A 23,850-nucleotide genomic window follows, 5' to 3' on the forward strand; every position below is an offset into this window, starting at 1 on the left:
GCTGCGCTATCGGTGGCTATCGGTGCCCGTAGCGCAGTTCGTACAGGTCGCGATCGTGCTCGGAGATCCTGCCGTGGTCGAGAAGGTCCGGGTCCAAGCCGTGCTGGATCAAGCGGGAACGACGCCAGACATAGCTCAGTGCGATGGTGAAAATGACCAGAGGCACGATCATCATCACAATCAAGGCGACTTTCAGGGGCAATGGTGCGGGAAACAGCAGTACCAAGGCGAAGAACGGGATACTCGGCCCGAGGAACCGAACGAGATAGCGCTCCATGGCCCCGTGCCCGACGAGGTCGTGGATAACCCACTCGTGCAGCTCCTCGGGGAGCTCGCGGCCCAGATCGTAGGCGATCCGCTGCCCGATTGTGGGGGATTTCATAGTTTCCAGGCTATGCCTGTGTGCCGAGTCCTGGCTAGGTCGCCGCTAGTGCGCCCGGGCCGGGCCTGGCGACCTATCGCACACCCCCGTGCGACTGTGTGCCACCGACACCCGCGACCAGGGCGTACGACACATGATCGCCGCCCTCGACCTGGACACCGGCCGACTGCACTACCGCATCCGTGACCGCAAACGCGCGCTGCTCCCCGAAAAACGCTGGCTGGACGGGGCGCTCACCGATCTACATTGACCTCTATCTAGGTTGAGGTTGCAGGATGGCAGGGCCGGTCCAATGCCGGATGTGCGGCACGAAGAAATCGTCGAACGGAGACCATCATGAGCAGAGCAGCAGCCTTTCTCGAGCCGGGCGGCCCGGAGGTGCTGCGGTTGATGGACGTGCCGGAACCGCAAGCACAGCCCGGACAGGTGAGGGTCCGGGTGAAGGCCGCCGGGGTGCAGCCGTTCGACGTCGCGGTCGTGGCGGGGATCATCCACAAGGCGGCGGACCCGACGGTTCCGCAGATTCCGGGAAACGAGTTCGCCGGTGTGGTCGATCAGGTCGGTGCCGGCGTGGAGGGCTTCGCGGCCGGCGACGAAGTCCTTGGTTACGGCACCCTGAACAGCTACGCCGAATACATCGTGGTCGGACCGGACCAGCTCACCGCCAAGCCGGCGGCCATGCCCTGGACAGTGGCCGGCGGGTTCAGTGCGGCGGCCCAGACGGCGGACATCGGCCTCGAGGAGATCAAGGCCGGTGCGGGCGACACGGTCCTGATCCACGGCGTTGCTGGGGCGGTCGGCACGATCGGTGCGCAGCTGTGCCGGCTGTGGGGCGCCACGGTGATCGGCGGCGCCCGGGAGGCACAGCACGAATACGTGCGTTCGCTGGGCGCGACCCCGTTCGCCTACGGCGAAGGCCTCGTCGGCCGGGTGCGCGACCTGGCCCCCCAGGGCGTGGACGCGTGCATGGACGGCGTCGGCGGCGAGGCCCTTGATGCCGCCCTCGAGTTGGTGCCCGACCGCAACCGCGTGCTTACGCTGGTTGACCACGGCCGTGCCGCGGAGCTCGGCATCCGGACGACCCCACTGGCCCGTTCGGCGGCGCGGCTGGCCACCCTGGCGCAGCTCTACGCGCAGGGCGACCTGCACCTGCCCATCCTCGCCACCTTCCCGCTGGACCGCGCCGCCGACGCCCAGCGCGCCTACCAGGCCGGGAACATCCGGGGCAAGATCGTCATCACCATTGACTGACCGCACTGCCGGGCATCGAAGTGCCACCCGCCCGTCGAACCTGAGCTCCCCGGAGCTGCTCCACAGCCCTGGTGGATTATCAAACGCGACCTGCGTCTCGCGTTTGATGTCCGGTAGGAGATCAATCGGTCGTTGAGGGACTGGCATGAGGCGGCCACCTGGTCACTCCGTGAGGAGACGGTCGATCTTCTCGAGGGAGGATAGGGTGGCCGCCGGCGAAACCGCTTCGCCGGTTCCGCAGTGAGGTAACACTTCCGGGCTTCTGTCCACCGGCCATCACCTCCCACACGAGCGCTGGGAGACGGCTTGCCCGATCCATCCTCAGAACCGACGTATTACCCGATCGACGTTCAAAGACGAGGCACGAGGTCGTGGAGCGGCACGGCGGCGTCGGTGTACATCTCACCTGCGAGATCGTGGTTGCGGTATTTCGGATTCTGCGCGAAGAATTGCTGGTGGTGTCCGGAAGCGCTCGATGGTCAGCTGCGGGCCGAGTGAAATGCGCAGATCTGGGTGACCAGATTGTGTGTGGTGTGGTGTACTGCGACTTTGACGAACGGCTCGATGGTTTTGGCCACTGCGCGGCCGGCCAGACCGCCCGGCACCCGATAATCGACGATCGCGTCGACGGTGCACAGCTCATCGCCTTTGGTGTGGAACAGGAAGGTGGATTCGATCTGGAAACCTTTGATCGACTTCACCCCTATTGCGTAATTCTGTTCCCAGCGGACCACTTCGAGTCGCGATGTCAAGGACACCGGTCCCAGCTGGATGTGGCCGTCGAAGGTGGCGCCGACTCCTTCGGTCTGGTCGCCCACCACGGTGAATGCCTGTACGCCGTGCAGGAACTGCGGCAGATTCCGGAAGTCGTTGACATACACGAACGCGGACTCCGCCGAGGCGACACAATCCTCGACGATCGTTACTACGGTCATGCCGAAACGATAACCGGCGCAAGACAACACGTGTTCATGCGGTGACGGCCAGCGTCGCGGCGAGTCCGAAGACCACAGCCATCACCGCGACCTCGGCGACCGCACGCCCCAAGGAAGCGTCCGCGTTCATCCGGTGGTGCGCCGCGCGCGGCACCCAGGTGCGTCGCCACCACCACCCCAGCGTCGACAGTCCCAGTAGTAGCACGGTCTTGGCGAGCAGAATTCTGCCGTAACCGCTGGTGAGCAACGGAGTAATCCCTCCGATACGGATCAGCCCGTTCAGCAATCCGGTCACAGCGACCGTGGCCGCCAAGGGCAGTGCAACCGCCGAATACCTCGGCAATGCGCCCGCCCAATCGCCGCGGGTGCGCGCGACCAGCGTCAGGGCACACAACAGCCCGAACCATCCCGCCGCGGCCACCGCGTGGATTGCGGCGAGCACCGAGCCGAACGGTTGCTGCGACATGTGTCCGGTGATCGGACGCAGTGCCATCGCTACGGCGGCGACGACCAACACGACATCTGTCGAGGTCGACCCCGGTCGTCGGTAGGCCAGCGCTGATCGACCGGCTATCAGGGCTACTGCCGCCAGAGTCGCTACTCCGACTTGCCCACCGCTGACATGGACGAGGTAGGTGCCGAACCGCTCGGCATCGAGATCGGCCGCAGTGATGCCGATCACCTCGGACGCGTCGAAGACCAGCACCGCGCCTTCGGCAACCAGCCATATTCCGGCGCCGACGGCCAGCAGCCGCCACGGTGTTCCCAGGTGCGGCGCCACCCTGGACAGCGCTGTCAAGCCGAGCACGGTCGCACCTACGCCATCGGCGCCGAGCCGGGCGATTGCCTCCACAGGTAGCGGACCGGGCAGGATCAGCGCCCAGGCGAGAACTACCCCGACAAGCCCGGACGAGACCGTCACGGGCAGCGCCGAGCGCGAGATGGTTCGCACTCGTTGGTGGCCGGTCTTCGTGCCGGTCACCGTTTCGAGTTGCGGTTCCTGCCGCTGAACAGTGCGAATGCGAGTCCGCCGCCGAACACTACGATCGCGGCGATGACGAATACCCACAGCGGAATCCCGTCCGAGCCATCGGCGCCGCCGTCTGCCTGTGCGTTGGGCTTGGGTCCTGGTGTGCCGTTCCCCGGCTCGCTCAGCGTGAAGTGTCGGGTGCCGCTGATCGGGTGGCCGTCGGCGGAGGTCACCCGGTAGGCGATGGTGTATTCGCCGACCGGACCGAGTTCGCCCACGGCGACGCTGACCGTGTTGCCCTCGACGACCGGATCGCCCGTCGACCACAGGTTGCCGTCCGGTCCGACCACGGTCAGCGCCGGAAAACCGACCTGCAGTTCTTCGTTGAAGGTGACGCTGGCTCGCGCCGGCCCGGCCTGGATTGTCGTGTTGTCGTCCGGGACGCTGCCGATGGCCGCGGAATGTGCGGAGGCAACGCCCGCCGCGGCTGTACCGATTCCGAGCAGGAGCATGCCGACCACCATGGCGGTGCGCAGGCGGCGGGCCACGCCGGCCGACCTCGTGTCGGGTCGAGACCTGGCGCGTGCATTGTGCGTGGCGGCCGTCGTTCTCTGCGTGCGTGAAATCGAGCTGTGCATGCTGCTGCCTTCGGTCCGATGGGGGAGGCCTGGGTACGCAGACACCGAAGCGGCGGTGGTCAGCGCACGCCGAGTCGGGCCAGGATGTCGGCCTCGATCCCGGAGAGCTCGTGGGATATCGACGTGTGCACGGCGCGCCGGCGGCTACCGGGCATCTGGTCGGCGGTGCGGACCGCGGTGGCCAGATTGCTGAGGCGGTCCTCCGTGGCCGTGATGAAGGTGCGGGTATCGCCGGTGCCGTCTTGGGTGGCGACCTGTGTCAGAGCTGCTTCGGCATTCGCGATCCTGGCATCGAGCTTGGCGCCATGGCCGGTGAAGTCACCGAGTCGGTCGACGCCGATGCCGAGTTGCCGAGCGCGCCGGGCATCGAGCCAACCGCGCAGAAATGTCGCGCCACGGTAGGCGAGCGGGGCGAGTACCGGGACCAAGACGCGGACGACGCCGAGATACTTCTTCACCTGACCGGCGCTGAACCGATCGCGGTTGGCTTTGGCCGCGGTCTCGAGCGCGGCTTTCTCCTCCGCCTTGAACGCCGACTCCTCCGCTTTGAACGCGGAGACCTGCGCTCGTGCGACCTTGCGTCGAGTGCGTGTCTCGGCGCGGCGCGCCTTGCGGTCGTTCTTCGCAACGAGCTTCGCCTCGACCACGGCCTTCCGCTCGAGGGCTTTCGCCATGGCCTTGCGGTTCGCTCGCCGCTTGCGCTTCGTGAACAACCCCATCGAAGGCCCTCCGTCATGCTGGTCGCCGTGGCAGAACGAAGTGAGCAATGCCCGTCTGTCTGCCCATGTCACACGGTTTGCCGACACCCTAGCGGGTTCCGGTCTGCGGCTGCGAGGGTAGTGTTGTCCCCGGCCATCCGACGATGGTCGCTCGGTGGAGTTGTCGGGGTGAGGGACCATACTGCATAGCGTGGATTCGGACATCGGTGACCGTGACGGTCGCGAGCGTCGCGGTATGGCCGGCGATCGGCCCGCCGGTTCGCCGGCTGCCTTCATCGATGCCAGGGCGTTGATCGGCTGCCGTCATCGGCTGCATTTGGACTCGACGCACCCCGAGATGCTGGCAGGAATTCCCGAGGACGCGGGCGTACGTCAACGGCGTGACGCCGCGGCCGCGCACCGTGCCGAGGTGCGCGATGCCCTGGTTTCGGCCGCTCCCGGGGACTGGGTGGTGATCGATCCCGATCTGCGTGCCGGTGATCGAGCCCAGGCCACGTTGCGCGCATGCGCCGCAGGAGTGCAGCGGATCTGGGGCGCGCTGTTGCCGCAGGAGCCGGACACCGGCAGGCGCGGTGGCGCGGAGATCTTGATGCACGACGCCGACCGCGGCGGCTACATCCCGATCATCGTGGTGAATCACAAGGTCACCGATCCGCGGCGACCCGAGCCCGCCGAGTTCCATCCCACCACGTCGGACCCTTTCCGATGGGACCCGCAACCCAATCCGTCTCGCAAGCTGCGCCAGCAGCCCCGCGATCAGCAGCGTCTGGCCCATGTACTCCGGATGCTGCAGCGTCACGGTTTGGCAAGTCCCGCGCTGGTCGGTGGGGTGATCGGCTACGACCGCGATCACGTCGTGGTGCACGATCTCGCTCCGCTGCTCGTGGAGTACGACCGCCGCTACGCCGATCGGATCGCTGTGGTCCGAGGGGAGTTGCCGACCGCCCCGTCCAAGGTGCTCGAATGCCGGCAATGCCCGTGGTGGACCCGCGGCGTGCAAGGGATCGGTTGCGAGGGCTGGTTGACCGATCAGCGCGATGTCAGTCTGGTGGCTCCGGGCTCGCGCGCGGAGGTGCTCCGTCGACACGGCGTGGAGACGATCGACGAGCTGGCTGCCTGGACGGGCGACGCCCCCGAAGACTGGCACTACGGTCCCTTCGGGGAAGCCGTGGTCACGGCACGGGCGTGGCGCGCCGGCGCGCCACTCGTGCGTCGGGTCGACTCGGTGCGGGTGCCGCGAGCCGATGTGGAAGTGGATGTCGACCTGGAAAGCTTTCAAGAACACGGTGCCTACCTGTGGGGCACGTTGTTGGATGGCGTGTACCGGCCTTTCGTGACCTGGGATCCGCTGCCCACCGAGGACGAAGGTCGCTCCTTCGGCGAGTTCTGGAACTGGTTGACGACCGTGCGTGCGCAGGCCCGCGCTGCGGGGAAGACCTTTGCTGCCTATTGCTATTCCCGCACTGCCGAGGACAAGTGGCTCTACGAGTCCGCCCGGCGATTCTCGGGTCGCCCCGGGGTACCGACCGTGGAACAGGTGCGCACCTTCGTGGACGGGCCGCAATGGGTGGATCTGTTTCAGGCCGTATCCGATCAGTTCATCTGCCCGAACGGCAAAGGGTTGAAGAAGATCGCGCCGGTCGCCGGATTCGCCTGGCGTGACCCGGAGGCGAGCGGGGAGGCGTCGATGGGCTGGTATCGGCGCGCCGTCGGTTACGACGACCCGCCCGACCTCACGCAACGCAGCCGATTGCTGGCCTACAACGAGGACGATGTTCGGGCCACTCGGGTGTTGCGTGAGTGGATGACGACCCGCGCGGACGCGGAGGTTCCTGGTCTCGATGATTTCGGACGTCGTAGTATCGCGTCGTGACAGAGCACGTCGAACAACTCGAGTTTCAGACAGAGACGCATCAGCTACTCGAGCTGATGATTCATTCGGTTTACTCCAACAAGGACACGTTCCTCCGGGAGCTGATCTCGAACTCCTCCGACGCGCTGGACAAGCTGCGGCTGGAGTCCTTCCGAGACAAGGATCTACAAGTCGACACCTCCGATCTACATATCGAGCTGGAGGTCGACAAGGACAATCGGATCCTGACCGTTCGGGACAACGGCATCGGCATGTCCCGTGCCGAGGTAGTCGATTTGATCGGCACTCTCGCCAAGTCCGGTACTGCCGAGCTGCGCAAGAAACTGAACGAAGCCAAAGCGGCTGCGGCCGGTGGGGTCGATACTGCGGAGCTGATCGGGCAATTCGGGATCGGTTTCTACTCCACGTTCATGGTCGCCGACAAGGTCAGCCTGACCACTCGCCGCGCAGGGGAAACGACCGGCACTCGGTGGGAAGCAGCCGCGGGTAGTTCCAGCTATACGATCGAAGAGCTCGATGAGGCGCCGCAGGGCACCACGGTCGCACTCCAACTGAAGCCGGCCGACGAGGAGGACCACCTCTTCGACTACACGCTGGAGTGGAAGCTGCGAGAGATCGTCAAGAAGTACTCCGACTTCATCGCCTGGCCGATCCGCATGCAGGTCGAGCGGACGGTCTACGAAGACACTCCGAAGGGCGAAGACACTCCGAAGGGCGAAGACAGTCCGAAGGGCGAAGACACTCCCGAGGGCGAAAACACTCCCGAGGGCGAAGACACCGCCGCGGACGAGGCGACGAAGTCGGAGAAGACCGTCCTCGAGGAGCAGACGCTCAATTCCATGAAGGCCCTGTGGGCCCGTCCCAAGAGCGAGGTGAGCGACGAGGAATACAAGGAGTTCTACAAGCACGTCAGCCACGCGTGGGACGATCCGCTGGAAATCATCCCGCTGAAGGCCGAAGGTACGTTCGAATACCAAGCGCTGTTGTTCATTCCTTCGCAGGCTCCGTTCGACCTGTTCACCCGCGAGCACAAGCGCGGTGTGCAGTTGTATGTCAAGCGGGTGTTCATCATGGACAACTGCGAAGAGTTGATGCCGGAGTATCTGCGTTTCGTCAAGGGTGTGGTGGACGCGCAGGATCTGTCGCTCAATGTCTCCCGGGAGATCCTGCAGCAGGACCGGCAGATACAGATGATCCGCAAGCGTTTGGTGAAGAAAGTGCTGTCCACGGTCAAAGATCTCCAGGCCGCCACGCCAGAGGAAGGGGCCGAACAGACCGATTACCAGACGTTCTGGAGGGAGTTCGGTCGCGTCCTCAAGGAAGGATTGCTGTCGGACTTCGACAACCGTGAGACCATCCTGCAGGTCTGCTCGTTCGCGTCGACGAATTCCGACACCGAGCTGACCACGCTGGCCGAGTACGTGGAGCGGATGCCCGAGGAGCAGGAATCGATCTTCTACATGACCGGCGAGAGCCGTCAGCAGGTCGAGAGTTCTCCCCACCTGGAGGCGTTCAAGGCCAAGGGGCGCGAAGTGCTGATCTTGACCGACCCGGTCGACGAGATGTGGGTCGGGTCGGTGCCGGAATTCGACGGAAAGCGCTTCCAGTCCATTGCCAAGGGTGAGGTCGACCTGGAGACCGAGGAGGAGAAGAAGGCCTCCGAGGCGTTGCGGGAACAACAGGACAAAGACTTCGCCGATGTGCTGGCCTGGTTGGGCAAGACTCTCGAGCAGAGCGTCAAGGAGGTCCGTTTGACCAGCCGGCTCACGACGTCCCCGGCGTGCCTGGTCGGTGATGTCTTCGACTTCACACCGACGTTGGAACGGATGTACCGGGCTTCTGGGCAGGCCCTGCCGGAGAGCAAGCGAATTCTGGAGCTCAACCCGGCACACGCCTTGGTCACCGGCTTGCGCGACGCCTACGCCGCCAACAAGCAGGAAGCCGATGCCGGCACCTCCACCGAACTGGGGGAAACCGCTGAATTGCTTCTGGGTACCGCGGTGCTCGCCGAGGGTGGCGAGTTGAAGGACCCGGCGCATTTCGCCCACATTCTCACCGACAGGCTCACCCGCACGGTGTGAGCCTGCGCGATCGGGGGACGCCCGCAGCGTCCTCCGATCACGCGAGGATGTTCCGTTGCCGAAACGGGTGCGCCGGACGGTCTTTCGGGCGTTTCATGATTACAGTGGCTGTCGAGTGCGTCATGTTCGTACAACCACGAGCGTGTCCGAACGCGGCGCGGTGGGATGGGATGCCTGAAAGGATCGTCGGAACATGTCCGGAAACCCGCTTGCGGTCGCCGAGCCGTGGGATCTCGTCGCCGAGGGATACGCCGAGTTCGGATCCGCGATCATGCAGCCGTTCTCGGCTCGCGCGCTCGAGTTCGCCTCGCTGTCGTCGGGGTCGCAGGTCGTGGATGTCGCGGCCGGACCCGGTACGCTCAGCCGGCTGGCCGCCGAACAGGTAGCGCTGGTCGAGGCCATCGATTTCTCCGAGTCGATGATCGCGCGGTTGGTCGAGGAGGCCGATGCCGCTGGACTGACAAATATTCGAGCACAGGTGGGTGACGGGCAAGACCTGCCGTTCGAATCCGACCGGTTCGACGCTGGATTCTCGATGTTCGGTCTGATGTTCTTCCCCGAGCGAGCGAAAGGATTCGCGGAGTTGTTCCGGGTATTGCGGCCCGGAGGTACGGCAGTGGTGTCGAGCTGGGCCCCGGTCGCGGACTCGCCGTTGATGCGAATGATGTTCGACGCCTTGACAGCGGCCGACCCGAACTTCCAGGAGCCGCAGCCCAATTTCCTGAGTTTGGAAAATCCGGAACTGTTCGAATCAGAGATGCGCGCTGCTGGCTTCGAAGCCGTCTCCATTCAGCGGCATTCGATCGCGCTGAGCTTCGCCGACGCCGAAGAATTGTGGGAGACCATGGTGCGCAGCAGCGCGCCGATGGAGCTCATGCGTCACAGTGTCGGTCCGGAGGTGTGGGCGCAGCGCGCAGCGCTGATGATGCGGTTTCTCGCCGAGAAGTATCGTCCGACTTCCCCACTGGCCACCACTGCCTATCTCGGAATCGGGCACAAGCCGAAGGGATGAACGGTGGCGACACGCGCGGCCCTGTTGGCGCAGGGCCGGCGCGGCGCCCGGAGCACAGAACGTGTCAGCGCGGCGCCATACGCAGCGCACCGTCCATGCGGATCGTCTCCCCGTTCAGGTAGTCGTGCTCGATGATGTATTGGGTCAGCTGCGCGTACTCGTCCGGGTGACCCAGGCGAGACGGGAAGGGCACGCTGGACTCGAGGGTTTTGCGGAATTCGTCGGTGACGCCCGCGAGCATCGGCGTGTCGATGATTCCCGGCGCGATCGTGTTCACTCGGATGCCGAACTGCGCGAGGTCGCGTGCGGCCGGAACGGTCATGCCGTGTACCCCTCCTTTGGAGGCCGAGTACGCGATCTGGCCGACCTGGCCTTCGAAGGCGGCGACCGAGGCGGTGTTGACGATGACGCCACGTTGGCCGAATTCGTCGATCGCGTCGTTCTTGGCCATGGCGTCGGCGGCCAGCCGCATGACATTGAACGTGCCGAGCAGGTTCACCGTGACGACCGTGCGGAACAGTTCCAGGTCGTGCGGGCCGTTCTTGGACAGAATGCGGCCTGCCCAGCCGACCCCCGCGCAGTTGACCGCGATCCGCAGCGGTACGTCGGACTCGACGACCTGCGTGATGGCCGCGCCCACTTCTTCGTCGCTGGTGACATCCGCCGCGAGCAGGGTGACGCCGGCGGGCACCTCGTCTCCAGCGCGTTCGATCGACTGTGGCACGTCGAGTCCGAAGACGGTCGCACCCAGTTCGGCGAGACGCTTGGCGGTGGCGGCCCCCAGGCCGGACGCTGCTCCGGTAACGACGGCGGCGGAACCCGAAATCTCCACAATGGTCCTCTCGTTCATGACGGCCAATTGGCCACTTGCCAGTCGCACCCTAGCCGGTGTGCAGGTCGGTGACCGAGCGTGCCTCGTGCTGTCGATCTCCGGGTGCGGGGCCGAATTCCAACCGGCGCCCGCCGTGGCGTTCCAACCGGCGCCCGCCGTGGCGTTCGAACCGGCGCCCGCTGCGAGTACGACGCAGGGCCAGCACCGCAACTGCCATTGCGGGTGCGATCACCGAGCCCACGGCGACCACGAGTGCATTCGAGGCGGGGGATCCCGCTGCGAGCAGGGTCGCGCTGCCGATCGAGAGGAACAGCAGACCGGAACCGATGCCGATGGCGTGTTCGGGTATGTGTTTGCCGATGAGGATGCTGATCACTATGGCCAGCGCATCGGCGGCAACCATGCCGATGGTCGAGCCCAGCCACACGCCGAGCCAGTGATAGTCCGTGGCGAGCGCGGCAGTGGCGAACATGGTCCGATCGCCCAGTTCGGCGAGGAGGAACGCCGACAGCACCACCAAGAACGGTGCAGTCGCGGCGCGCGCTGCTTTCGGTGGCGCCTGTTCATCGACGTGGCCGCTGTGCTCGCGCAGCGTCCATACGCCGACAGCCAGGAAGGTGACCGCGGCGATCAGGGAAATCACCCGGCCCGGTAGTGCTGCGCCGAGCGAATAGCCGACGGCCACGGAGATGAGGTGCACCCCGGCCGTGGCTGTCGCGATACCGCCCAGTACCACCCACCAGCGATAGCGCAGTGCGAATGTCACCGCCATCAACTGCGATTTGTCGCCGAGTTCGGCCAGAAAGACGGCACCGATACTGAGCACTACCGTTGCGATCATGTGGCAGCTCCCGGGTCTCCGGCCTGCCGGAGAATTCGGGGGATCTCCGGCCGACAACGAATGGTTGTTCAGGCCGAAGGTCTCGCCCACCGGCCCGTGGGCCGGTTCACACAGCCGGACCGGGCCGTGTACGACCCCAGGTCAGCATGTCGACTGCGCGATTCGGGGCTACTCCCCTTCGCTGCCCCGACTGTACCGGGTCACAACGTCCACCGCCAACCTGCTCGACGGCGAAAAAGCAATGCGCGCAATAAGTTCGGCTATCCACCCGGTGGTTTTCGGGTAGCCTTACGCGGCCAGGAGCATCGCCAGAATTGCGGTGTCGGGATCGCTGATCGGGTCGAGTCCGACCCGGCTGATCAACGCCGTGACCGTTCCGTCGGACTCGGCCTCGGCCCAGGCAGCACGGTGTTCCAGCCCCAGATGAGGCATGCCGGGCAGCAGCACGCAACCGGACGCCGCGCCCGCACACTCGGGCAACGAGGGTCGGGTTTCCGACGGTGGGTGCAACATCAACAGGGCAGGCGGCACGTGCGCCGCAAAGCGGCCAGGCTCCACGGCCTCGTCCCCGAGTACCGGACCCTCGGCCATCACCAGGCCGACCGTACCGGGGGCAGGGTCGTCCGGGAGGTCTTCGCGCGCGCCGAATACTGTCGAGGTGGTCAACAAGCCGGGCAGCGTGGCGACGCGTACCGCGAGTACGAGGACCTGTGCCCATTCCTTTGTCGTATCCGGCCAGCGGCCGGAGATCACGAAGCCTCGCAACGACCCGCGCGAGTGGAAGGGTGTAATGCCGATGGGTTCGTTTGTGCGCATTTCTGCCTCCCGTCGGGAAACCGGGGGCGGCCTTGCCCGTCCTTTTACTATGGATTCCCGAATATGAACCACGAATCACCTGGCACACAAGTACCAAAGAGTGCTAATCGGGCGGTACGCCGGGTCGAGAGGCCCAACGAGCCCGCAAACCTCGCTTGTGTCCGAGGTGACCGGGGTTCGCGGGCCCGAGTCGGATGTGGCGAATCGCTCAGCCGAAGATGAGTCCCTTGGCCTGGGAGGTGGCCTTGGCGAACCGCTCTTGGACGTCGGCCCAGTTGACCACGTTCCAGAATGCAGTGACGTAATCGGCCTTGACGTTCTTGTACTGCAAGTAGAAAGCGTGCTCCCACATGTCGACCTGCAACAGCGGGATGATGCCCAGCGGTACATTGGCCTGCTGATCGTAGAGTTGGAAGGTCAGCAATTTCTGGCCGAGGGTGTCGTAGCCGAGTACCGCCCAGCCGGAGCCCTGCAGGCCGTTGGCCGCCGCCGTGAACTGCGCGCGGAACTTGTCGAACGAGCCGAACTGATCATCGATTGCTGCGGCCAGCTCACCGACCGGCTTGTCGCCGCCGTTGGGGGAGAGGTTCTTCCACCAAATGCTGTGATTGACATGGCCACCCAGGTGGAACGCGAGGTTCTTCTCGTTCAGGAAGATCGCCGCATGGTCGCCGGATTCGCGGGCCGCGGCGAGCTTCTCGAGCGCCGCGTTCACTCCCGCGACGTAGGCGGCGTGGTGCTTGGTATGATGAATCTCGTTGATCTGCCCGGAGATGTGGGGCTCCAGGGCACTGTAGTCGTAATCCAGATTTGGCAGCGTGTACTCAGCCACGATGTCCCTTCCTATGTCGGGCTGGTTGCGCTCGTTGTGCCGAGCACAGCCAACCATCATTCGTACACCCGGTGTTTCCAACTTGGGCCGATGCCTGTGCATTCCGGTCGCGGTAGCATCATCCGGCGGGTTGTGCCGTCACAACATCAGTACCACTGGAACGCACGCGTAGCATCGAACCATGTCGTGGTACCACGAACCAGCGGGGCGCCCGAGCTTCCTCACACCGACCATGGTCACTCCAGAACAAGCGTTGCCTGGACGGGCCGAGCCGCTCCAGGTTCCGGATACCCATTATGTGAACGGCCATCCGATCCATCCGCCATTTCCCGACGGCCTGCTGGTCGCGGTGGTCGCGATGGGCTGCTTCTGGGGTGCCGAGAAAGGGTTCTGGGAGCTCGAAGGGGTCTACGCCACCGCGGTCGGCTACGCCGGCGGGTATACCCCGAATCCGACCTACGAACAGGTGTGCAGCGGGCGAACCGGTCACGCGGAATCCGTGCTCGTGGTATTCGATCCCGCGACGATCGAATACCAGCGCATCCTCGGGCACTTCTGGGAGAACCACGACCCCACACAGGGCATGCGCCAAGGCAACGACCGCGGTACCCAATACCGGTCGGCGGTCTTCACTCTCGACGCCGAGCAAGCCGATCTCGCGCGGTCGAGCGCCGATGTCTACGGCAAACGCCTGGCCGAGGCCGGCTATGGCGCGATCACCACGCAGATAGTGGCGTTGCCTACGCTGTCGGCCTTCTTCTACGCCGAGGGTTATCACCAACAGTATCTGGCGAAGAACCCCGGCGGGTACTGTCCCGTCCACGCCACCGGCGTGAGTTGTCCGGTGCGCTGAGTAACTCGGGTAATGCCCCCGCCTTACAACGGTGGGGAATCTTACAACGGTGGAGCGATGCCTGGGCGCGTCGCTCGGGGATCGCCCGTGTCATGCGCGCGCCACCAGCGCGCGCCGCCCGCGGCGAAATCCGCCAGCGAGATCTGCTGTCCTCGAACATCGTGCACGGCGATGTCGTCGAACCAGACCCGGACGTCCAGCTCGCGCGGGTCGATGCCTTCCTGCTGGGAGAACTCCAGAACGTGCGCCGAGGCTCGGTCGTCGAGGTCGATATCGAAGCTGAGTAGTTCGCTCCACAGCGTCCAGCCGCTGTCGTCGAGATCGATGAATTCCCAGCCGTGCAGCCGCGCGCCACCAAAACTACCGACAGCTTCGCCCAGGCTCTCCAGTCGCAGTGGCAGCACCCGAGGCTCCACGTCATCCCAATGCTGCGCCCGAAGCGACGCCGCTATCCGGCTCACACCGATGAATGTGACGTGGACCGGGCAATCGTCGGAGGGGTTTCCGTTTTCTGGAAGGTTCAGCACGTCGAGGTCGAGCTGCAGGCGGCCAGCCGCCGTGTCCACCGCGAGACCGAGGCACGCAGCCTCGGAGAACGCGATGTCGAGGCGAGCGGTATCCAGTCCCTCGAGCAGCCCCCTACGCATAGTCATAGCGTCAGGCTACCGATTGGTTCCGTCGTGACTGGGCATTTCGCCGATGTTCTCGAATTCGATGGAACCGAAACCGGTTCTGCTCCGTCCAAGTAGATATCGGAACACGATCGGGTCGCGGGCTCCGTGCCGGCGACGAATGGCCGCTCCGAGATGGATCAGGGAGGGGAATCTCGGATCGGCCATTCGGATCGCTGGATTCAGCGAGTACCACCAGGGCAGTGTCCTGGTATCGCCCGATGTCCTGGTACCACCCGATCGGTTCGAGGCTGCCGCACATCACTGTTCGATGGTTCGTACCACTTCGCACCTGCGCCCTGGGCGGCTGGTCGGGTCTCCGTTCGGTATGGAGCTGCGCGGCGAGCCTTCGCTCATGGCAGGATCGAATTCGTGACGATTCCCCACGTATCGTCGGTCACGGTGGAACAGCTACCTACTGATTTCGTCAGCGTGCCGACGTCGGCCGACACTCCGCGACCGATTCTGCTCGATGTCCGCGAACTCGAGGAGTGGGAACTCGGACATGCGCCGGGTGCGCTCCACATCCCGATGGTCGACATACCCCTGCGTATCGACGAGCTGGACTACGACCGGGAGGTGTATGTCGTGTGCCGCCACGGTGGTCGTTCGGTGCGGGTGGTCGAATACCTCGTGCACATCGGCTACGAGGCCGTCCAGGTCGGTGGCGGCATGGTGGCGTGGCAGCGGGCGGGTCGCCCGCTGGTCGCGGAAGGCGATGTCGAGGCGAAAATCTACTGACGAGAAGGTCTGCTGACGTGAAGGTCTACTGACGAAAGGACGAGGTGGGCGGTGACTACAGTGGTGCAACCGTGTGCGCGCTGCGGCGCGCGCTGGGCTGTGCGGGCAGCGCCGATGCAATGGTGCCCGCACTGCCACGGCGTACTGCTCTCGCCTGCGCCGGTCGATGCGCCTGCCGATCGCCGCAACTACCGCTGGGTGGCGCGCACACCCGGTCGCCGTCCCCGTCGTACCCACCCCGGCTCATCCGCTCGAGCCGACCCGGGGCAGCCGCCGCGATATGTGCGAATGCCGCGATGGGGTCTACTCGACCCACCCCCGGAACCGATGACCGTCACACGGGGTCGGTTGCGCCGATCGGCGCAGTGGGCTGCCTGGTTGCTTCTGAGTACGGCGGGCGTTTTCGTGCTCGCAGCCGCCGCTGAGGTAGTGCGCTACCTGATCGTGCTCCACAATCGAACGCGCCTGATCCATCCCACTGTCCTGTTCGTGTCGGATGTGTTCGTGATCGGTGCGGGGCTGCTCGCCCTTGCGCTGGCGTTGTCGGCGGCCCTCGCGGTGCTCGGCAGGTTGATCGAGATCAGACGAAGAGTCTACGCCGAGGCCGAACGGCGCGACCCCCGTTCGCAGTCGGCGCTCGCGTTCGGTTGCTTGGTGCCGGTGGTCAATCTGTTGTGGCCCAGGATCTTTCTCGCCGAGGTCGCGGCGCTGCGCGATGATCCGCGCGCGCGGCGGGCGCTGCGGATCTGGTGGGTGGGGTGGCTGTTCGGTGGCGCAGTCACCCTGGTCGGATTGCTGTGGCGCAGCGCAGATTCGGTGCAGGCGAAAGCAGACGGGGTGCTGTTCACGGCATTTGCCGACATGGTGGCAGCGGCGGTCGCGCTGCTCACCTTGTGGACCCTGTGGACGATCGAGGGGCGGGACCTGCGCGGGGGCATCCGGACCGGCCGTCGGCTCCTGATCGCGGTCGATACTGTCACGCCGGTGATCGAGCCGGTCCATCCGGCCGGTCGCGACCGCGCCGTCACCTCCGACCACGCTGCGGGCTCGTCCGATGATGCTGCCACCTCGGATCACGCTGCCACCTCGGATCACGCTGCCACCTCCGACCACGCTGCCGGCCCGTCCGATGATGCTGCCACCTCGAACCACGCGGAGGACGAGCCCACGCCTGCCGCGGACAGCAGCGCGGTGGTCCGCGGGCAGGAGGAGGTCATGGCCAAATGAACCAGGGCAATCGCGCGCCATTCGTCGTTGCGCACCGAGGCGCCTCGGCCGCACAACCCGAGCACACGCTTGCCGCGTACGAACTGGCACTCGATGAAGGCGCCGATGGGGTCGAATGTGATGTTCGGTTGACCAAGGACGGCCATCTGGTCTGTGTGCACGATCGCACCGTCGACCGGACGTCGTCCGGTAGCGGGCTCGTGAGCGAGATGACGCTCGAGGAGTTGAAGGCACTCGATTTCGGCGGTGACGGCCCACCTGCCTCGATTCTGACCCTCGGTGAACTCATCACAATGGTCTTGGATCGGCGCAGCAGGCCGACCAAACTGTTCATCGAGACCAAGCATCCGGTCCGATACGGGGCACTGGTGGAGAGCAAGCTGCTCGCCGAACTACAGCGATTCGGTATCGCCACCCCAGCCTCGGCCGATCACTCTCGTGCGGTGGTGATGTCGTTCGCCGCCACCGCGGTCTGGCGCATTCGCCGCGCCGCGCCGCTGTTGCCCACTGTGCTGCTCGGTGAATCGTCGCGCTATCTCGGTGGGTCCGCTGCGACGACAGTGGGTGCCACCGCAGTCGGCCCTTCGGTGAAGACCCTGCGGGAGCACCCCGAACTGGTCGACAAGGCCGCCGCTGCCGGACGAGCCACCTATTGTTGGACCGTCGACGACCCCGACGACGTCCACCTGTGCGCCGACCTCGGTGTCAGTTGGATCGCCACCAATCATCCGGGGCGCACCAAGTCGCTGCTCGGTGTGGACTGAACGGTGCGCTGCCGGCGTCTGTCCGCCACGCGGGCGTGCCCAACCCCCGCAATACTGTGGCGCGCCGGGGCGTGTCGCTGTGCAGCCGGTAAGTTGACCCCTCGTGGGTAAGAAGAGCAAGCGAAACAGTCCCAAGCCCGGAGGAAACCGAGCGCAACGTCTTGCTGAGCGTCGTGCGGCGCTGGAACAGGCCGCTCAGGCCAGCACTCGTCCGTTCGCGGGTTCGGCCATGGAGTGCGATCTGGTGGCATTACGCGAGTTCGTACCGTCGGCTACCGCGCAGCTGCCGTTGCTCTCGTCGGTCGGCGCCGATCGCCCGGTGGTGCTGGCCACGGTGTTGCCCGGTGCTGCGGCCGCGTTGGTGCGCACCGGTGACGAGGTCAGCGGCTATGTCGCTGCACAGGTACAGTTTTCGGGTCCCGACCCCGCCGCTGAGCTGGCAGCTGCTGTTTTGTGGACCCAGTCCGCCGAGCCCGGAGATTCGTTGCCCGCGGTGGCTTCCGTAGCAGGCGGCCCGCGGCTGACGGACGTCGTCGATTCTGCGGCACGTTTGGATCTCACTGTGCATGCCGACTTCGACTGGTGGATTCCGGAGGGTGTCGAGCCCGATCCACAGGTAGCAGCAACCCTCGAGCAGGCCAACCAGGCGATCATGCCGACCGCGCGGCTCGAGTTGGATACGAAATCGACCGACGCGGCCTGGTGGGTGGATGCGGGGGAGAAAGCGCATATTCGCTGGGTGCGGCCGGAGGACGAGGATGCCCTGATGCTCGCCTTGGCTCGCTTGCACGCAGCCGGTGGCCTACACCTCGGCGAAGGCTCCCGGTTCGCCGGGTCGTTCCGCACTCATGGCCTGCTCGTCCCGGTATTCGATCTGGATCGTGAGCGCCACCCGGATGAATGGATTGCCCCGGCCGTCGAGTTCGATGCTCGGTTGCTGGACGCACTGGTCAGCACTTCGCCGCTGACGGTCGACGAGCGGCGTTCCCGTGATGGCCTGCGGTCGCGTCAGGTCACCCTCCGCTGAGGGCGCGGAGTTCTCGAAGAATTTTCTGAAAAACCATAGCTTCTGATCGCTGTGTGGGTTAGATTCTCTCTACCACCAAAGCTGGTGGGAGGTGAGGGAGGCTCTCACCGGACCGATGAGGAAGTAGGATAGTCATGGATCTCGACCTGGGTGCCATTATCGATCTTATCGAGGCGCTGAGCAGCATCAGCGCTGATTAGCATTCAGCCCTGGAAAACGGCGGTAGGCCCAGCTCATGACCATGAGCTGGGCCCGCTTTCGACAAAGCCGGATGTCAGACGGTTCCGCCGGCCGTGGACGGTGCGCCGGAAGTATCGCTCGGGGCGCTCATTTCCCGGGCAATGAATTCCTCGAGATCGAATAGATTCGACCCAGCGCGATCGGCAATGGTGAGCAGGGTCGTCATGTGAGCGACCTCTTCGACTTGTTCTTTGAGGAACCACTGCATGAACTGTTCGCCGAGGTAGTCGCCCTCTTCGCGGGCGGTGCTCGCCAACTGGACGATTTGATCGGTGACCGTCTTCTCATGGGCCAGAGCCAGTGCTATGGGTTCACGCGCATTCTCGAAACGAGACTTGGCGGCATCGATGCTGGAGATCTCGACACTGATATCTCGATCCAGGAAGTACTGGACGATCATCATCGCGTGATTGCGTTCTTCGACTGCTTGGGCGTAGAAGCGTTTGGCCAGCTGCGGCAGGTCCGCATTGTCGAACCACACCGCAATTGCGATGTATTGATGCTCGGCATTGAATTCTAGCCGGATCTGTTCGTGCAACAGGCGATGAAATTTGCTGCGGGGGGATTCCGGATTGCTGGACATGTGAATTACATTAGCGCTGGTCGCGCCGCGTGTCATCCAAGTGTAGCCTTATTGAGGCTAGTGTTGCCTAAGCAAAAATTCGCTGCCCTGCGGCTTTCGGCGCCGAATTCTCCGAACGCGCCCGCGTGTGCAACTCGCGCGCCACGAACTGCTCCACATCGAACAATTCTCCGCCGGCGCGGTCGATCACGGTGAGCAGTGTGGTCAGCCCGGCAACGTTGTGGACTTGTTCCTCGAGGAACCACTGAACGAATCGTTCACCGGGATAGTCCCCGGTCACCCGGGCGGTGCGAACCAAGTCGTCGATCTGTGCACTACAGGTCTGTTCGGTCTGGAGAAGCAGTGCCGCCGCGGCACGCACGTCGTCGAAGATCGACCGGATCTCGTCCACGCCACCGATCTGTGCCTCGAGGTCTTGATCGAGCAGGTACTGCACGATGCGTAGCGCGTTGGTGTAGTGCTGGCGCGATCGGGCGTAGGCATAGTCGGCCAGGTGTGGCAACCGAGTCGAGTCGAAATACGCCGCGGCAGCAAGATACTGTTGGGCGGCGGTGAACCCGTGGCGGATCTGGGCGCGCAGCGAGTCGGGAAACGACTCGGGAGACGACCCGGGATGCGATGCAGTCACATCGGTGTCCGTCATGGTATCGACGGTACCGCGTCCCTCGGTCCTTCGGGACGGGCGAATGTAGGCACCTGCGGAGGGATCGATACCGGCAGGCGTCAAGGCAACCATGAGGCGTGGCCGCGCAGCACCGTATATCCGATGTAGGCCACCGCGTCGATGAGGGCGTGTGCGAGGACCAGCGGCCACAGTCGGTTCGTACGCTGCCAGTAGCGACCGAAGATCACCCCCATCACGAGATTTCCGACTCCACCGCCCAACCCTTGGTAGAGGTGGTAGCTGCCGCGCAACAGCGCCGAGGCCAGCAATGCCGAGTGCGCCGACCAGCCGAGTGCACGTAGTCGAGTGAGCAAGTAGGCGACCACGATCACCTCTTCGGCCGCGGCATTCGCACATGCAGCCAGGACGAGCACGGGCAGGCGCCACCAATGATCGTCCAGGGAGGCCGGCACGATTGTGACGCTGACTCCCAGGGCGTGCGCGCCGAGATACAGAGCCAAACCGGGCACTCCGATGACGCCCGCCAGTGCCACTGCGGGCACGAGGTCTGTACGCCATCGCAGTCGACTCGCCAGCCCGACCAGCCGTGGTCCGATGCCGCTACGCCACAACAGATACAGTCCCAGTGCCGCCCATGCGAGCAGGCGCAGGGCTCCCACCAGCTGGAAGAGCAGATCGAGAATGGGTTGCTGGGATCGCGATGGGTTCAGCGCGACGGTTCGGCCCCCGACTCCTCCAGGGGCGAGAGCACTTTGTATCAGCGAGAGCGCGGCGCTGATCCCGCTGATCCCGAATGTGACGAGCAGTACCACGATGATCTCGAGTTCGATCGCGCGCCGCTCTCGATCGGTCGGCTGGGCCGTGTTCCGCCCGATACGGGAATCCGCACACATAGGGTGCAATCTATTGGCAGCACGGCGGAGTGGGTGCGCCTTGGGGGTGACCGGTGTGTGCCGGCGAGTCCATCAGATCCGGCGCAGGCCGTTCAGGAACGGACAGCCGGCCAAGATGCGTACTGCCCGGCCGAGTGCAGCGATATCGTCGGCTGGCTCGTGGAACGGCAGGCGAACGTCATGGTCACCGTCGTGCCGTTCGACCCGCAAGGTGAGCCCGTAGCGGTCGATGGCCAGAGGGTGCACGACACCGCGCCGTAGGCGCGCCGGCAGGTGCCGCGCCAATCGCTCCACGATGTCGGCGTGATCTGCGCGTATATGGTGCAACCAGGCAGATTCCAGAGCGCAGAACGGATCCGGCCCTGCCTGCCGCAACTGGTCGCGACCGACCGAATCCGCCCCGGTCGAGTCGGCTACCACCGCGGAGTCGATCACCACGCGCAGCAATGTGGCGCCGAATCCGACGTCGAGTAGTCCGCTGTGGGGATTCTCCTTGGCCACCTCGGTAGCGAGAGCGCGCTGGGCCTGCGCGGGGACAGCGCAGACCGTTCCCCGCAGCCAGACCAGCGTGCGCACCGGCTCGCGTACCGGTAGAGGGGCATGGTCGGTGAGTTCGAGCACGGCGTGCGCACTGCTCGCGCCGGTAGTCCCAGCAAGGATCGTGGCCATCGACGCGGCCGGCACGGCGACCACCGCGTCCCCACTGCGCCGGAGTTGGTGCACCGACGTCGGGGTCGGATCGATGCCCGGCATGGCCAGCACCGCATGGTCGGCATGAGCGCAGGCGCTGTGCACCCGTTCAGCGGCTGGCGGGGCCGGACACGACATACGAACCTCCGTGGGCAAGAATTTAGGTTAACCTAAGCTAAGTTAAAGCCGGCACTTCTGCAAGCGTCGTGGCGACCGAACGGCCTGCCGTGCCCGACGAACGCCAGTTGCTACCGTGAGGGCATGTTGGAGCGAGCGCGGGCAGTGGAGCCGATCATGGTGGGGTTGCCCATCCCCGCGCGGCGCACGCTGGCGGACGGGTTGGTCTGCGCCATCGGAACGAGCTCCGCTGCACCGATTCTGGACCTGGATGACTCCGATGCGCAGATCGCCGACTTTCTCGTGCGTGTGGTCCATTCCGACAGCGGCTTCGTTGCACGAACATCATCGAGCGCCCGTGCGATGGCGATCATGGCCGCCACCGTGGCCGCGCTGTGTGGCGAGGACATCCGCGAGGCGTTGCGCGCGCCGGACACCTCGTTTCTGCGTTCGCTGAAACCCCCGGCGGTCGAGGCGGTCCGAGCCGTTCTGCGTGCCATCGAGACCGACGACACCGAGCGCATGAGTGATGCGGTGCACACGCTCGTCGGCACATGAATACACCCGCCCAGGCGGATGCACCCCGGGTTCTGCACAGCCTTCCCCATCGGTGGGCGACCCAGGCAACCGCGCAAGTAATCTCGTAACCGTGCCGCGAATCGCGTACTTCGGGCCATCCGGAACCTTCACCGAGATGGCCCTTGCTCAACTCGAAACCTCGGGAGCCTTCGGCGGACCTGTCGAACGGGTTGCCGCCCCCAGCCAGGGAGCCGCATTGGATGCGATCCGCTCCGGGGAGGTGGACGGGGCGGTCGTACCGATCGAGAGCTCTGTCGAAGGGTCGATCTCGGCGACCCTCGATTCACTGGCTATCGGACCCCGGCTACAGATCGTCGCCGAGACCGAGCTCGAGGTGAGCTTCACGATCCTCGGCAAGCCGGGCGCCTCGCTCCGAGACGCGCGTGTCCTTGCCGCCTACCCGGTCGCTGCGGCCCAGGTACGGTCGTGGGTTGCGCATCATCTGCCACACGTGCGGCTGCACACCTCGGAGTCGAATGCCGCCGCCGCCGAGGACGTGGTCGCCGGTCGTGCGGATGCCGCCGTTTCGACCGCATTGGCCGGGGAACGGCGAGGGCTGGTCGCCTTGGCTTCCGGTGTCGCCGATTATGAGCAAGCGATCACCCGCTTCGTTCTGTGCACCCGTCCCGCGGTGGCGCCGCCCGCTACGGGAACCGACCGTACGTCGATCGTGCTCGAACTACCGAACGAACCCGGTTCTCTGATGCGTGCGTTTGCCGAGTTCGCCACGCGGGGTATCGATCTGACCAGGATCGAATCTCGGCCCACCCGCACCATCATCGGCACCTACCGGTTCTACCTCGATTGTGTCGGGCACATCGACGACGCGGCGGTGGCCGAGGCGCTCAAGGCGCTGCACCGCACCGCACGGATCCGTTTTCTCGGGTCTTGGCCAGCGGCTTCCGCGACCGGAACACCGCCGCCGTCGGATACCGCGGCGGCGCAATGGCTGGTCGAGCTGAAGAAGGGGATGGCGGACCTATGACCGGGAGATTGGTCCTGGTCCGGCACGGCGAGACCCAAGGGAACGTCGCCAGGATGTTGGACACCAGGGTGCCGGGGTTGCCGCTGACCGAACGTGGTGCGGCACAGGCGAAAGTATTCGCCGACAACCTGCACCGACCACCGCGCGCATTGTTCTCCTCGGCGGCATTGCGTGCCCGACAGACAGCGCACTACATCGAAGCCGCGACCGGTGTGGCCGCCGGGGTGCTCGATGGCCTGCACGAAGTGCAGGCCGGTGACCTCGAAGGGGCCTACTGGGAGGAAGCGCATCAGACCTTTCAGCGGATCTATCGCTGCTGGCACGAAGGCGATCTCGGGTTGCGGTTGCCGGGCGGAGAATCGGCACGAGACGTTCTCGACCGCTTCGTGCCTGCACTGACCGAGTTGCGGGACACGTATCTGACGGCCGATGGCGTGGACGGCGACATCGTGGTGGTCAGTCATGGTGCGGCGATGCGTCTCGTCGGTCGCGAACTCGCTGGCGTGCAACCGCCGTTCACGACGAACAACCATTTGGACAATACCGAGACCATCGAGTTGGTCCCGACTGCGGACAACGGGTGGACCTGTGTTCGTTGGGGTAGGTTCACACCGCCGTTCGGACACGATGTCGCGCCGACCCCCGATGACCCGATGGGCTGAAGGGCGACCAG

Annotated in this window: 27 protein-coding genes; 13 read left to right on the forward strand and 14 right to left on the reverse strand. The window is 65.1% G+C overall.

The annotated features are described in order from the left end of the window. Nucleotides 1-16: 16 nt before the first annotated feature. On the reverse strand, nucleotides 17-382 hold the full coding sequence (locus K940_RS0100950) for a DUF5313 family protein (RefSeq protein ID WP_036527045.1): 366 nt from the start codon (nucleotides 380-382) through the stop codon (nucleotides 17-19). 88 nt (nucleotides 383-470) lie between these two features. Here K940_RS0100950 and K940_RS32790 point away from each other — a divergent pair, with 88 nt between their 5' ends. Together K940_RS32790 and K940_RS0100960 are read left to right on the forward strand one after the other, a co-directional pair. Further along, complete coding sequence (locus K940_RS32790) at nucleotides 471-632, forward strand: hypothetical protein (protein WP_196812065.1); 162 nt, start codon at nucleotides 471-473, stop codon at nucleotides 630-632. An 86-nt stretch (nucleotides 633-718) separates the two neighbouring features. Further along, the gene (locus tag K940_RS0100960; RefSeq protein WP_028475973.1) at nucleotides 719-1,633 is read left to right on the forward strand and encodes an NADP-dependent oxidoreductase; all 915 of its coding nucleotides are present in this window, start codon (nucleotides 719-721) and stop codon (nucleotides 1,631-1,633) included. 479 nt (nucleotides 1,634-2,112) lie between these two features. Here K940_RS0100960 and K940_RS0100965 read toward each other — a convergent pair whose 3' ends face one another. The 4 genes from K940_RS0100965 to K940_RS0100980 form a co-directional block, all read right to left on the reverse strand. Beyond that, nucleotides 2,113-2,568, reverse strand: coding sequence for an SRPBCC family protein (locus tag K940_RS0100965; RefSeq protein ID WP_028475974.1), 456 nt, complete (start codon nucleotides 2,566-2,568; stop codon nucleotides 2,113-2,115). Nucleotides 2,569-2,602: 34 nt separating this feature from the next. Then, complete coding sequence (locus K940_RS0100970) at nucleotides 2,603-3,550, reverse strand: CopD family protein (protein WP_051406762.1); 948 nt, start codon at nucleotides 3,548-3,550, stop codon at nucleotides 2,603-2,605. Further along, nucleotides 3,547-4,062 carry a copper resistance CopC family protein gene (locus K940_RS0100975; protein WP_036527177.1) on the reverse strand — a complete coding sequence of 172 codons (516 nt, stop codon included), beginning with the start codon at nucleotides 4,060-4,062 and terminating at the stop codon, nucleotides 3,547-3,549. Before K940_RS0100975 ends, K940_RS0100970 begins: the two co-directional genes overlap by 4 nt. Nucleotides 4,063-4,235: 173 nt before the next feature. Beyond that, entirely contained in the window at nucleotides 4,236-4,895 is a 660-nt protein-coding gene (locus K940_RS0100980) for a DUF6474 family protein (protein ID WP_028475977.1), read from the reverse strand. Between the two features lie 235 nt (nucleotides 4,896-5,130). Between K940_RS0100980 and K940_RS26500 the strand changes: the two genes are divergently transcribed. From K940_RS26500 to K940_RS0100995, 3 genes are all read left to right on the forward strand, one after another. Continuing rightward, complete coding sequence (locus K940_RS26500) at nucleotides 5,131-6,768, forward strand: TM0106 family RecB-like putative nuclease (RefSeq protein ID WP_051406789.1); 1,638 nt, start codon at nucleotides 5,131-5,133, stop codon at nucleotides 6,766-6,768. Further along, nucleotides 6,765-8,849: a molecular chaperone HtpG gene (gene htpG, locus K940_RS0100990; protein WP_028475978.1), complete on the forward strand. Its 2,085-nt coding sequence runs from the start codon at nucleotides 6,765-6,767 to the stop codon at nucleotides 8,847-8,849. The genes K940_RS26500 and htpG overlap by 4 nt, the downstream gene beginning before the upstream one ends. A gap of 193 nt (nucleotides 8,850-9,042) precedes the next feature. Next, nucleotides 9,043-9,861 (forward strand): class I SAM-dependent methyltransferase, encoded by an 819-nt coding sequence (locus K940_RS0100995; RefSeq protein WP_028475979.1) that lies wholly within the window; start codon nucleotides 9,043-9,045, stop codon nucleotides 9,859-9,861. Nucleotides 9,862-9,925: 64 nt separating this feature from the next. On the opposite strand, the gene K940_RS0101000 is transcribed toward K940_RS0100995, so the two are convergent. From K940_RS0101000 to K940_RS0101015, 4 genes are all read right to left on the reverse strand, one after another. Continuing rightward, nucleotides 9,926-10,693, reverse strand: coding sequence for an SDR family NAD(P)-dependent oxidoreductase (locus K940_RS0101000; RefSeq protein WP_028475980.1), 768 nt, complete (start codon nucleotides 10,691-10,693; stop codon nucleotides 9,926-9,928). 49 nt (nucleotides 10,694-10,742) lie between these two features. Then, nucleotides 10,743-11,534, reverse strand: coding sequence for a TMEM165/GDT1 family protein (locus K940_RS26505; protein ID WP_081706076.1), 792 nt, complete (start codon nucleotides 11,532-11,534; stop codon nucleotides 10,743-10,745). Between the two features lie 288 nt (nucleotides 11,535-11,822). After that, nucleotides 11,823-12,350 (reverse strand): hypothetical protein, encoded by a 528-nt coding sequence (locus tag K940_RS0101010; protein ID WP_028475981.1) that lies wholly within the window; start codon nucleotides 12,348-12,350, stop codon nucleotides 11,823-11,825. A 208-nt stretch (nucleotides 12,351-12,558) separates the two neighbouring features. Further along, nucleotides 12,559-13,182 carry a superoxide dismutase gene (locus K940_RS0101015; protein WP_028475982.1) on the reverse strand — a complete coding sequence of 208 codons (624 nt, stop codon included), beginning with the start codon at nucleotides 13,180-13,182 and terminating at the stop codon, nucleotides 12,559-12,561. 181 nt (nucleotides 13,183-13,363) lie between these two features. Here K940_RS0101015 and msrA point away from each other — a divergent pair, with 181 nt between their 5' ends. Continuing rightward, the gene (gene msrA, locus K940_RS0101020) at nucleotides 13,364-14,035 is read left to right on the forward strand and encodes a peptide-methionine (S)-S-oxide reductase MsrA (protein WP_028475983.1); all 672 of its coding nucleotides are present in this window, start codon (nucleotides 13,364-13,366) and stop codon (nucleotides 14,033-14,035) included. Between the two features lie 41 nt (nucleotides 14,036-14,076). On the opposite strand, the gene K940_RS0101025 is transcribed toward msrA, so the two are convergent. Next, on the reverse strand, nucleotides 14,077-14,688 hold the full coding sequence (locus K940_RS0101025; protein ID WP_028475984.1) for a hypothetical protein: 612 nt from the start codon (nucleotides 14,686-14,688) through the stop codon (nucleotides 14,077-14,079). A gap of 420 nt (nucleotides 14,689-15,108) precedes the next feature. On the opposite strand from K940_RS0101025, the gene K940_RS33405 reads away from it, so the two are divergent. The 4 genes from K940_RS33405 to K940_RS0101050 all read left to right on the forward strand — a co-directional run bounded on the left by K940_RS33405 (nucleotide 15,109) and on the right by K940_RS0101050 (nucleotide 18,465). Beyond that, the gene (locus K940_RS33405) at nucleotides 15,109-15,447 is read left to right on the forward strand and encodes a rhodanese-like domain-containing protein (protein ID WP_051406790.1); all 339 of its coding nucleotides are present in this window, start codon (nucleotides 15,109-15,111) and stop codon (nucleotides 15,445-15,447) included. 327 nt (nucleotides 15,448-15,774) lie between these two features. Beyond that, nucleotides 15,775-16,674: a DUF4328 domain-containing protein gene (locus K940_RS26515; protein WP_051406763.1), complete on the forward strand. Its 900-nt coding sequence runs from the start codon at nucleotides 15,775-15,777 to the stop codon at nucleotides 16,672-16,674. Then, on the forward strand, nucleotides 16,671-17,438 hold the full coding sequence (locus K940_RS0101045) for a glycerophosphodiester phosphodiesterase (protein ID WP_028475987.1): 768 nt from the start codon (nucleotides 16,671-16,673) through the stop codon (nucleotides 17,436-17,438). Before K940_RS26515 ends, K940_RS0101045 begins: the two co-directional genes overlap by 4 nt. Before the next feature lie 103 nt (nucleotides 17,439-17,541). After that, complete coding sequence (locus K940_RS0101050; RefSeq protein ID WP_028475988.1) at nucleotides 17,542-18,465, forward strand: DUF5926 family protein; 924 nt, start codon at nucleotides 17,542-17,544, stop codon at nucleotides 18,463-18,465. Nucleotides 18,466-18,739: 274 nt separating this feature from the next. Here K940_RS0101050 and K940_RS0101055 read toward each other — a convergent pair whose 3' ends face one another. The 4 genes from K940_RS0101055 to K940_RS0101070 form a co-directional block, all read right to left on the reverse strand. Then, a complete protein-coding gene (locus K940_RS0101055; RefSeq protein WP_028475989.1) occupies nucleotides 18,740-19,288 on the reverse strand; it encodes a ferritin in 549 nt (182 codons plus the stop codon). Between the two features lie 67 nt (nucleotides 19,289-19,355). Next, the gene (locus tag K940_RS0101060; protein ID WP_028475990.1) at nucleotides 19,356-19,931 is read right to left on the reverse strand and encodes a ferritin; all 576 of its coding nucleotides are present in this window, start codon (nucleotides 19,929-19,931) and stop codon (nucleotides 19,356-19,358) included. Between the two features lie 80 nt (nucleotides 19,932-20,011). Beyond that, nucleotides 20,012-20,806: a CPBP family intramembrane glutamic endopeptidase gene (locus tag K940_RS0101065; protein ID WP_028475991.1), complete on the reverse strand. Its 795-nt coding sequence runs from the start codon at nucleotides 20,804-20,806 to the stop codon at nucleotides 20,012-20,014. A gap of 72 nt (nucleotides 20,807-20,878) precedes the next feature. After that, nucleotides 20,879-21,634 (reverse strand): DUF2470 domain-containing protein, encoded by a 756-nt coding sequence (locus tag K940_RS0101070; RefSeq protein WP_028475992.1) that lies wholly within the window; start codon nucleotides 21,632-21,634, stop codon nucleotides 20,879-20,881. A gap of 123 nt (nucleotides 21,635-21,757) precedes the next feature. Here K940_RS0101070 and K940_RS0101075 point away from each other — a divergent pair, with 123 nt between their 5' ends. The 3 genes from K940_RS0101075 to K940_RS0101085 all read left to right on the forward strand — a co-directional run bounded on the left by K940_RS0101075 (nucleotide 21,758) and on the right by K940_RS0101085 (nucleotide 23,839). Further along, nucleotides 21,758-22,171, forward strand: a complete 414-nt coding sequence (locus tag K940_RS0101075) for a hypothetical protein (RefSeq protein ID WP_028475993.1) — start codon at nucleotides 21,758-21,760, stop codon at nucleotides 22,169-22,171. Between the two features lie 91 nt (nucleotides 22,172-22,262). Beyond that, nucleotides 22,263-23,177, forward strand: coding sequence for a prephenate dehydratase (pheA, locus tag K940_RS0101080; RefSeq protein WP_028475994.1), 915 nt, complete (start codon nucleotides 22,263-22,265; stop codon nucleotides 23,175-23,177). Further along, nucleotides 23,174-23,839 carry a histidine phosphatase family protein gene (locus tag K940_RS0101085; RefSeq protein WP_028475995.1) on the forward strand — a complete coding sequence of 222 codons (666 nt, stop codon included), beginning with the start codon at nucleotides 23,174-23,176 and terminating at the stop codon, nucleotides 23,837-23,839. The genes pheA and K940_RS0101085 overlap by 4 nt, the downstream gene beginning before the upstream one ends. Nucleotides 23,840-23,850: the final 11 nt, after the last annotated feature.

It is taken from the genome of Nocardia sp. CNY236, assembly GCF_000482385.1.
Lineage (GTDB): Bacteria > Actinomycetota > Actinomycetes > Mycobacteriales > Mycobacteriaceae > Nocardia.

Bases quoted from the DNA above. Each gene is read 5' to 3' on its own strand.
- K940_RS0100995 (WP_028475979.1), top strand. From the start codon at position 9,043: ATGTCCGGAAACCCGCTTGCGGTCGCCGAGCCGTGGGATCTCGTCGCC.
- K940_RS0101045 (WP_028475987.1), top strand. From the start codon at position 16,671: ATGAACCAGGGCAATCGCGCGCCATTCGTCGTTGCGCACCGAGGCGCC.
- K940_RS0100950 (WP_036527045.1), bottom strand. From the start codon at position 382: ATGAAATCCCCCACAATCGGGCAGCGGATCGCCTACGATCTGGGCCGC.
- K940_RS26500 (WP_051406789.1), top strand. From the start codon at position 5,131: ATGGCCGGCGATCGGCCCGCCGGTTCGCCGGCTGCCTTCATCGATGCC.
- K940_RS26505 (WP_081706076.1), bottom strand. From the start codon at position 11,534: ATGATCGCAACGGTAGTGCTCAGTATCGGTGCCGTCTTTCTGGCCGAA.
- K940_RS0101085 (WP_028475995.1), top strand. From the start codon at position 23,174: ATGACCGGGAGATTGGTCCTGGTCCGGCACGGCGAGACCCAAGGGAAC.
- K940_RS0101070 (WP_028475992.1), bottom strand. From the start codon at position 21,634: ATGTCGTGTCCGGCCCCGCCAGCCGCTGAACGGGTGCACAGCGCCTGC.
- K940_RS0100965 (WP_028475974.1), bottom strand. From the start codon at position 2,568: ATGACCGTAGTAACGATCGTCGAGGATTGTGTCGCCTCGGCGGAGTCC.
- K940_RS0101075 (WP_028475993.1), top strand. From the start codon at position 21,758: ATGTTGGAGCGAGCGCGGGCAGTGGAGCCGATCATGGTGGGGTTGCCC.
- K940_RS0101055 (WP_028475989.1), bottom strand. From the start codon at position 19,288: ATGTCCAGCAATCCGGAATCCCCCCGCAGCAAATTTCATCGCCTGTTG.
- K940_RS0100980 (WP_028475977.1), bottom strand. From the start codon at position 4,895: ATGGGGTTGTTCACGAAGCGCAAGCGGCGAGCGAACCGCAAGGCCATG.
- msrA (WP_028475983.1), top strand. From the start codon at position 13,364: ATGTCGTGGTACCACGAACCAGCGGGGCGCCCGAGCTTCCTCACACCG.
- K940_RS0100960 (WP_028475973.1), top strand. From the start codon at position 719: ATGAGCAGAGCAGCAGCCTTTCTCGAGCCGGGCGGCCCGGAGGTGCTG.
- K940_RS0101065 (WP_028475991.1), bottom strand. From the start codon at position 20,806: ATGTGTGCGGATTCCCGTATCGGGCGGAACACGGCCCAGCCGACCGAT.
- K940_RS0101010 (WP_028475981.1), bottom strand. From the start codon at position 12,350: ATGCGCACAAACGAACCCATCGGCATTACACCCTTCCACTCGCGCGGG.
- K940_RS26515 (WP_051406763.1), top strand. From the start codon at position 15,775: ATGACCGTCACACGGGGTCGGTTGCGCCGATCGGCGCAGTGGGCTGCC.
- K940_RS0101025 (WP_028475984.1), bottom strand. From the start codon at position 14,688: ATGACTATGCGTAGGGGGCTGCTCGAGGGACTGGATACCGCTCGCCTC.
- K940_RS0100975 (WP_036527177.1), bottom strand. From the start codon at position 4,062: ATGGTGGTCGGCATGCTCCTGCTCGGAATCGGTACAGCCGCGGCGGGC.
- K940_RS0101060 (WP_028475990.1), bottom strand. From the start codon at position 19,931: ATGACGGACACCGATGTGACTGCATCGCATCCCGGGTCGTCTCCCGAG.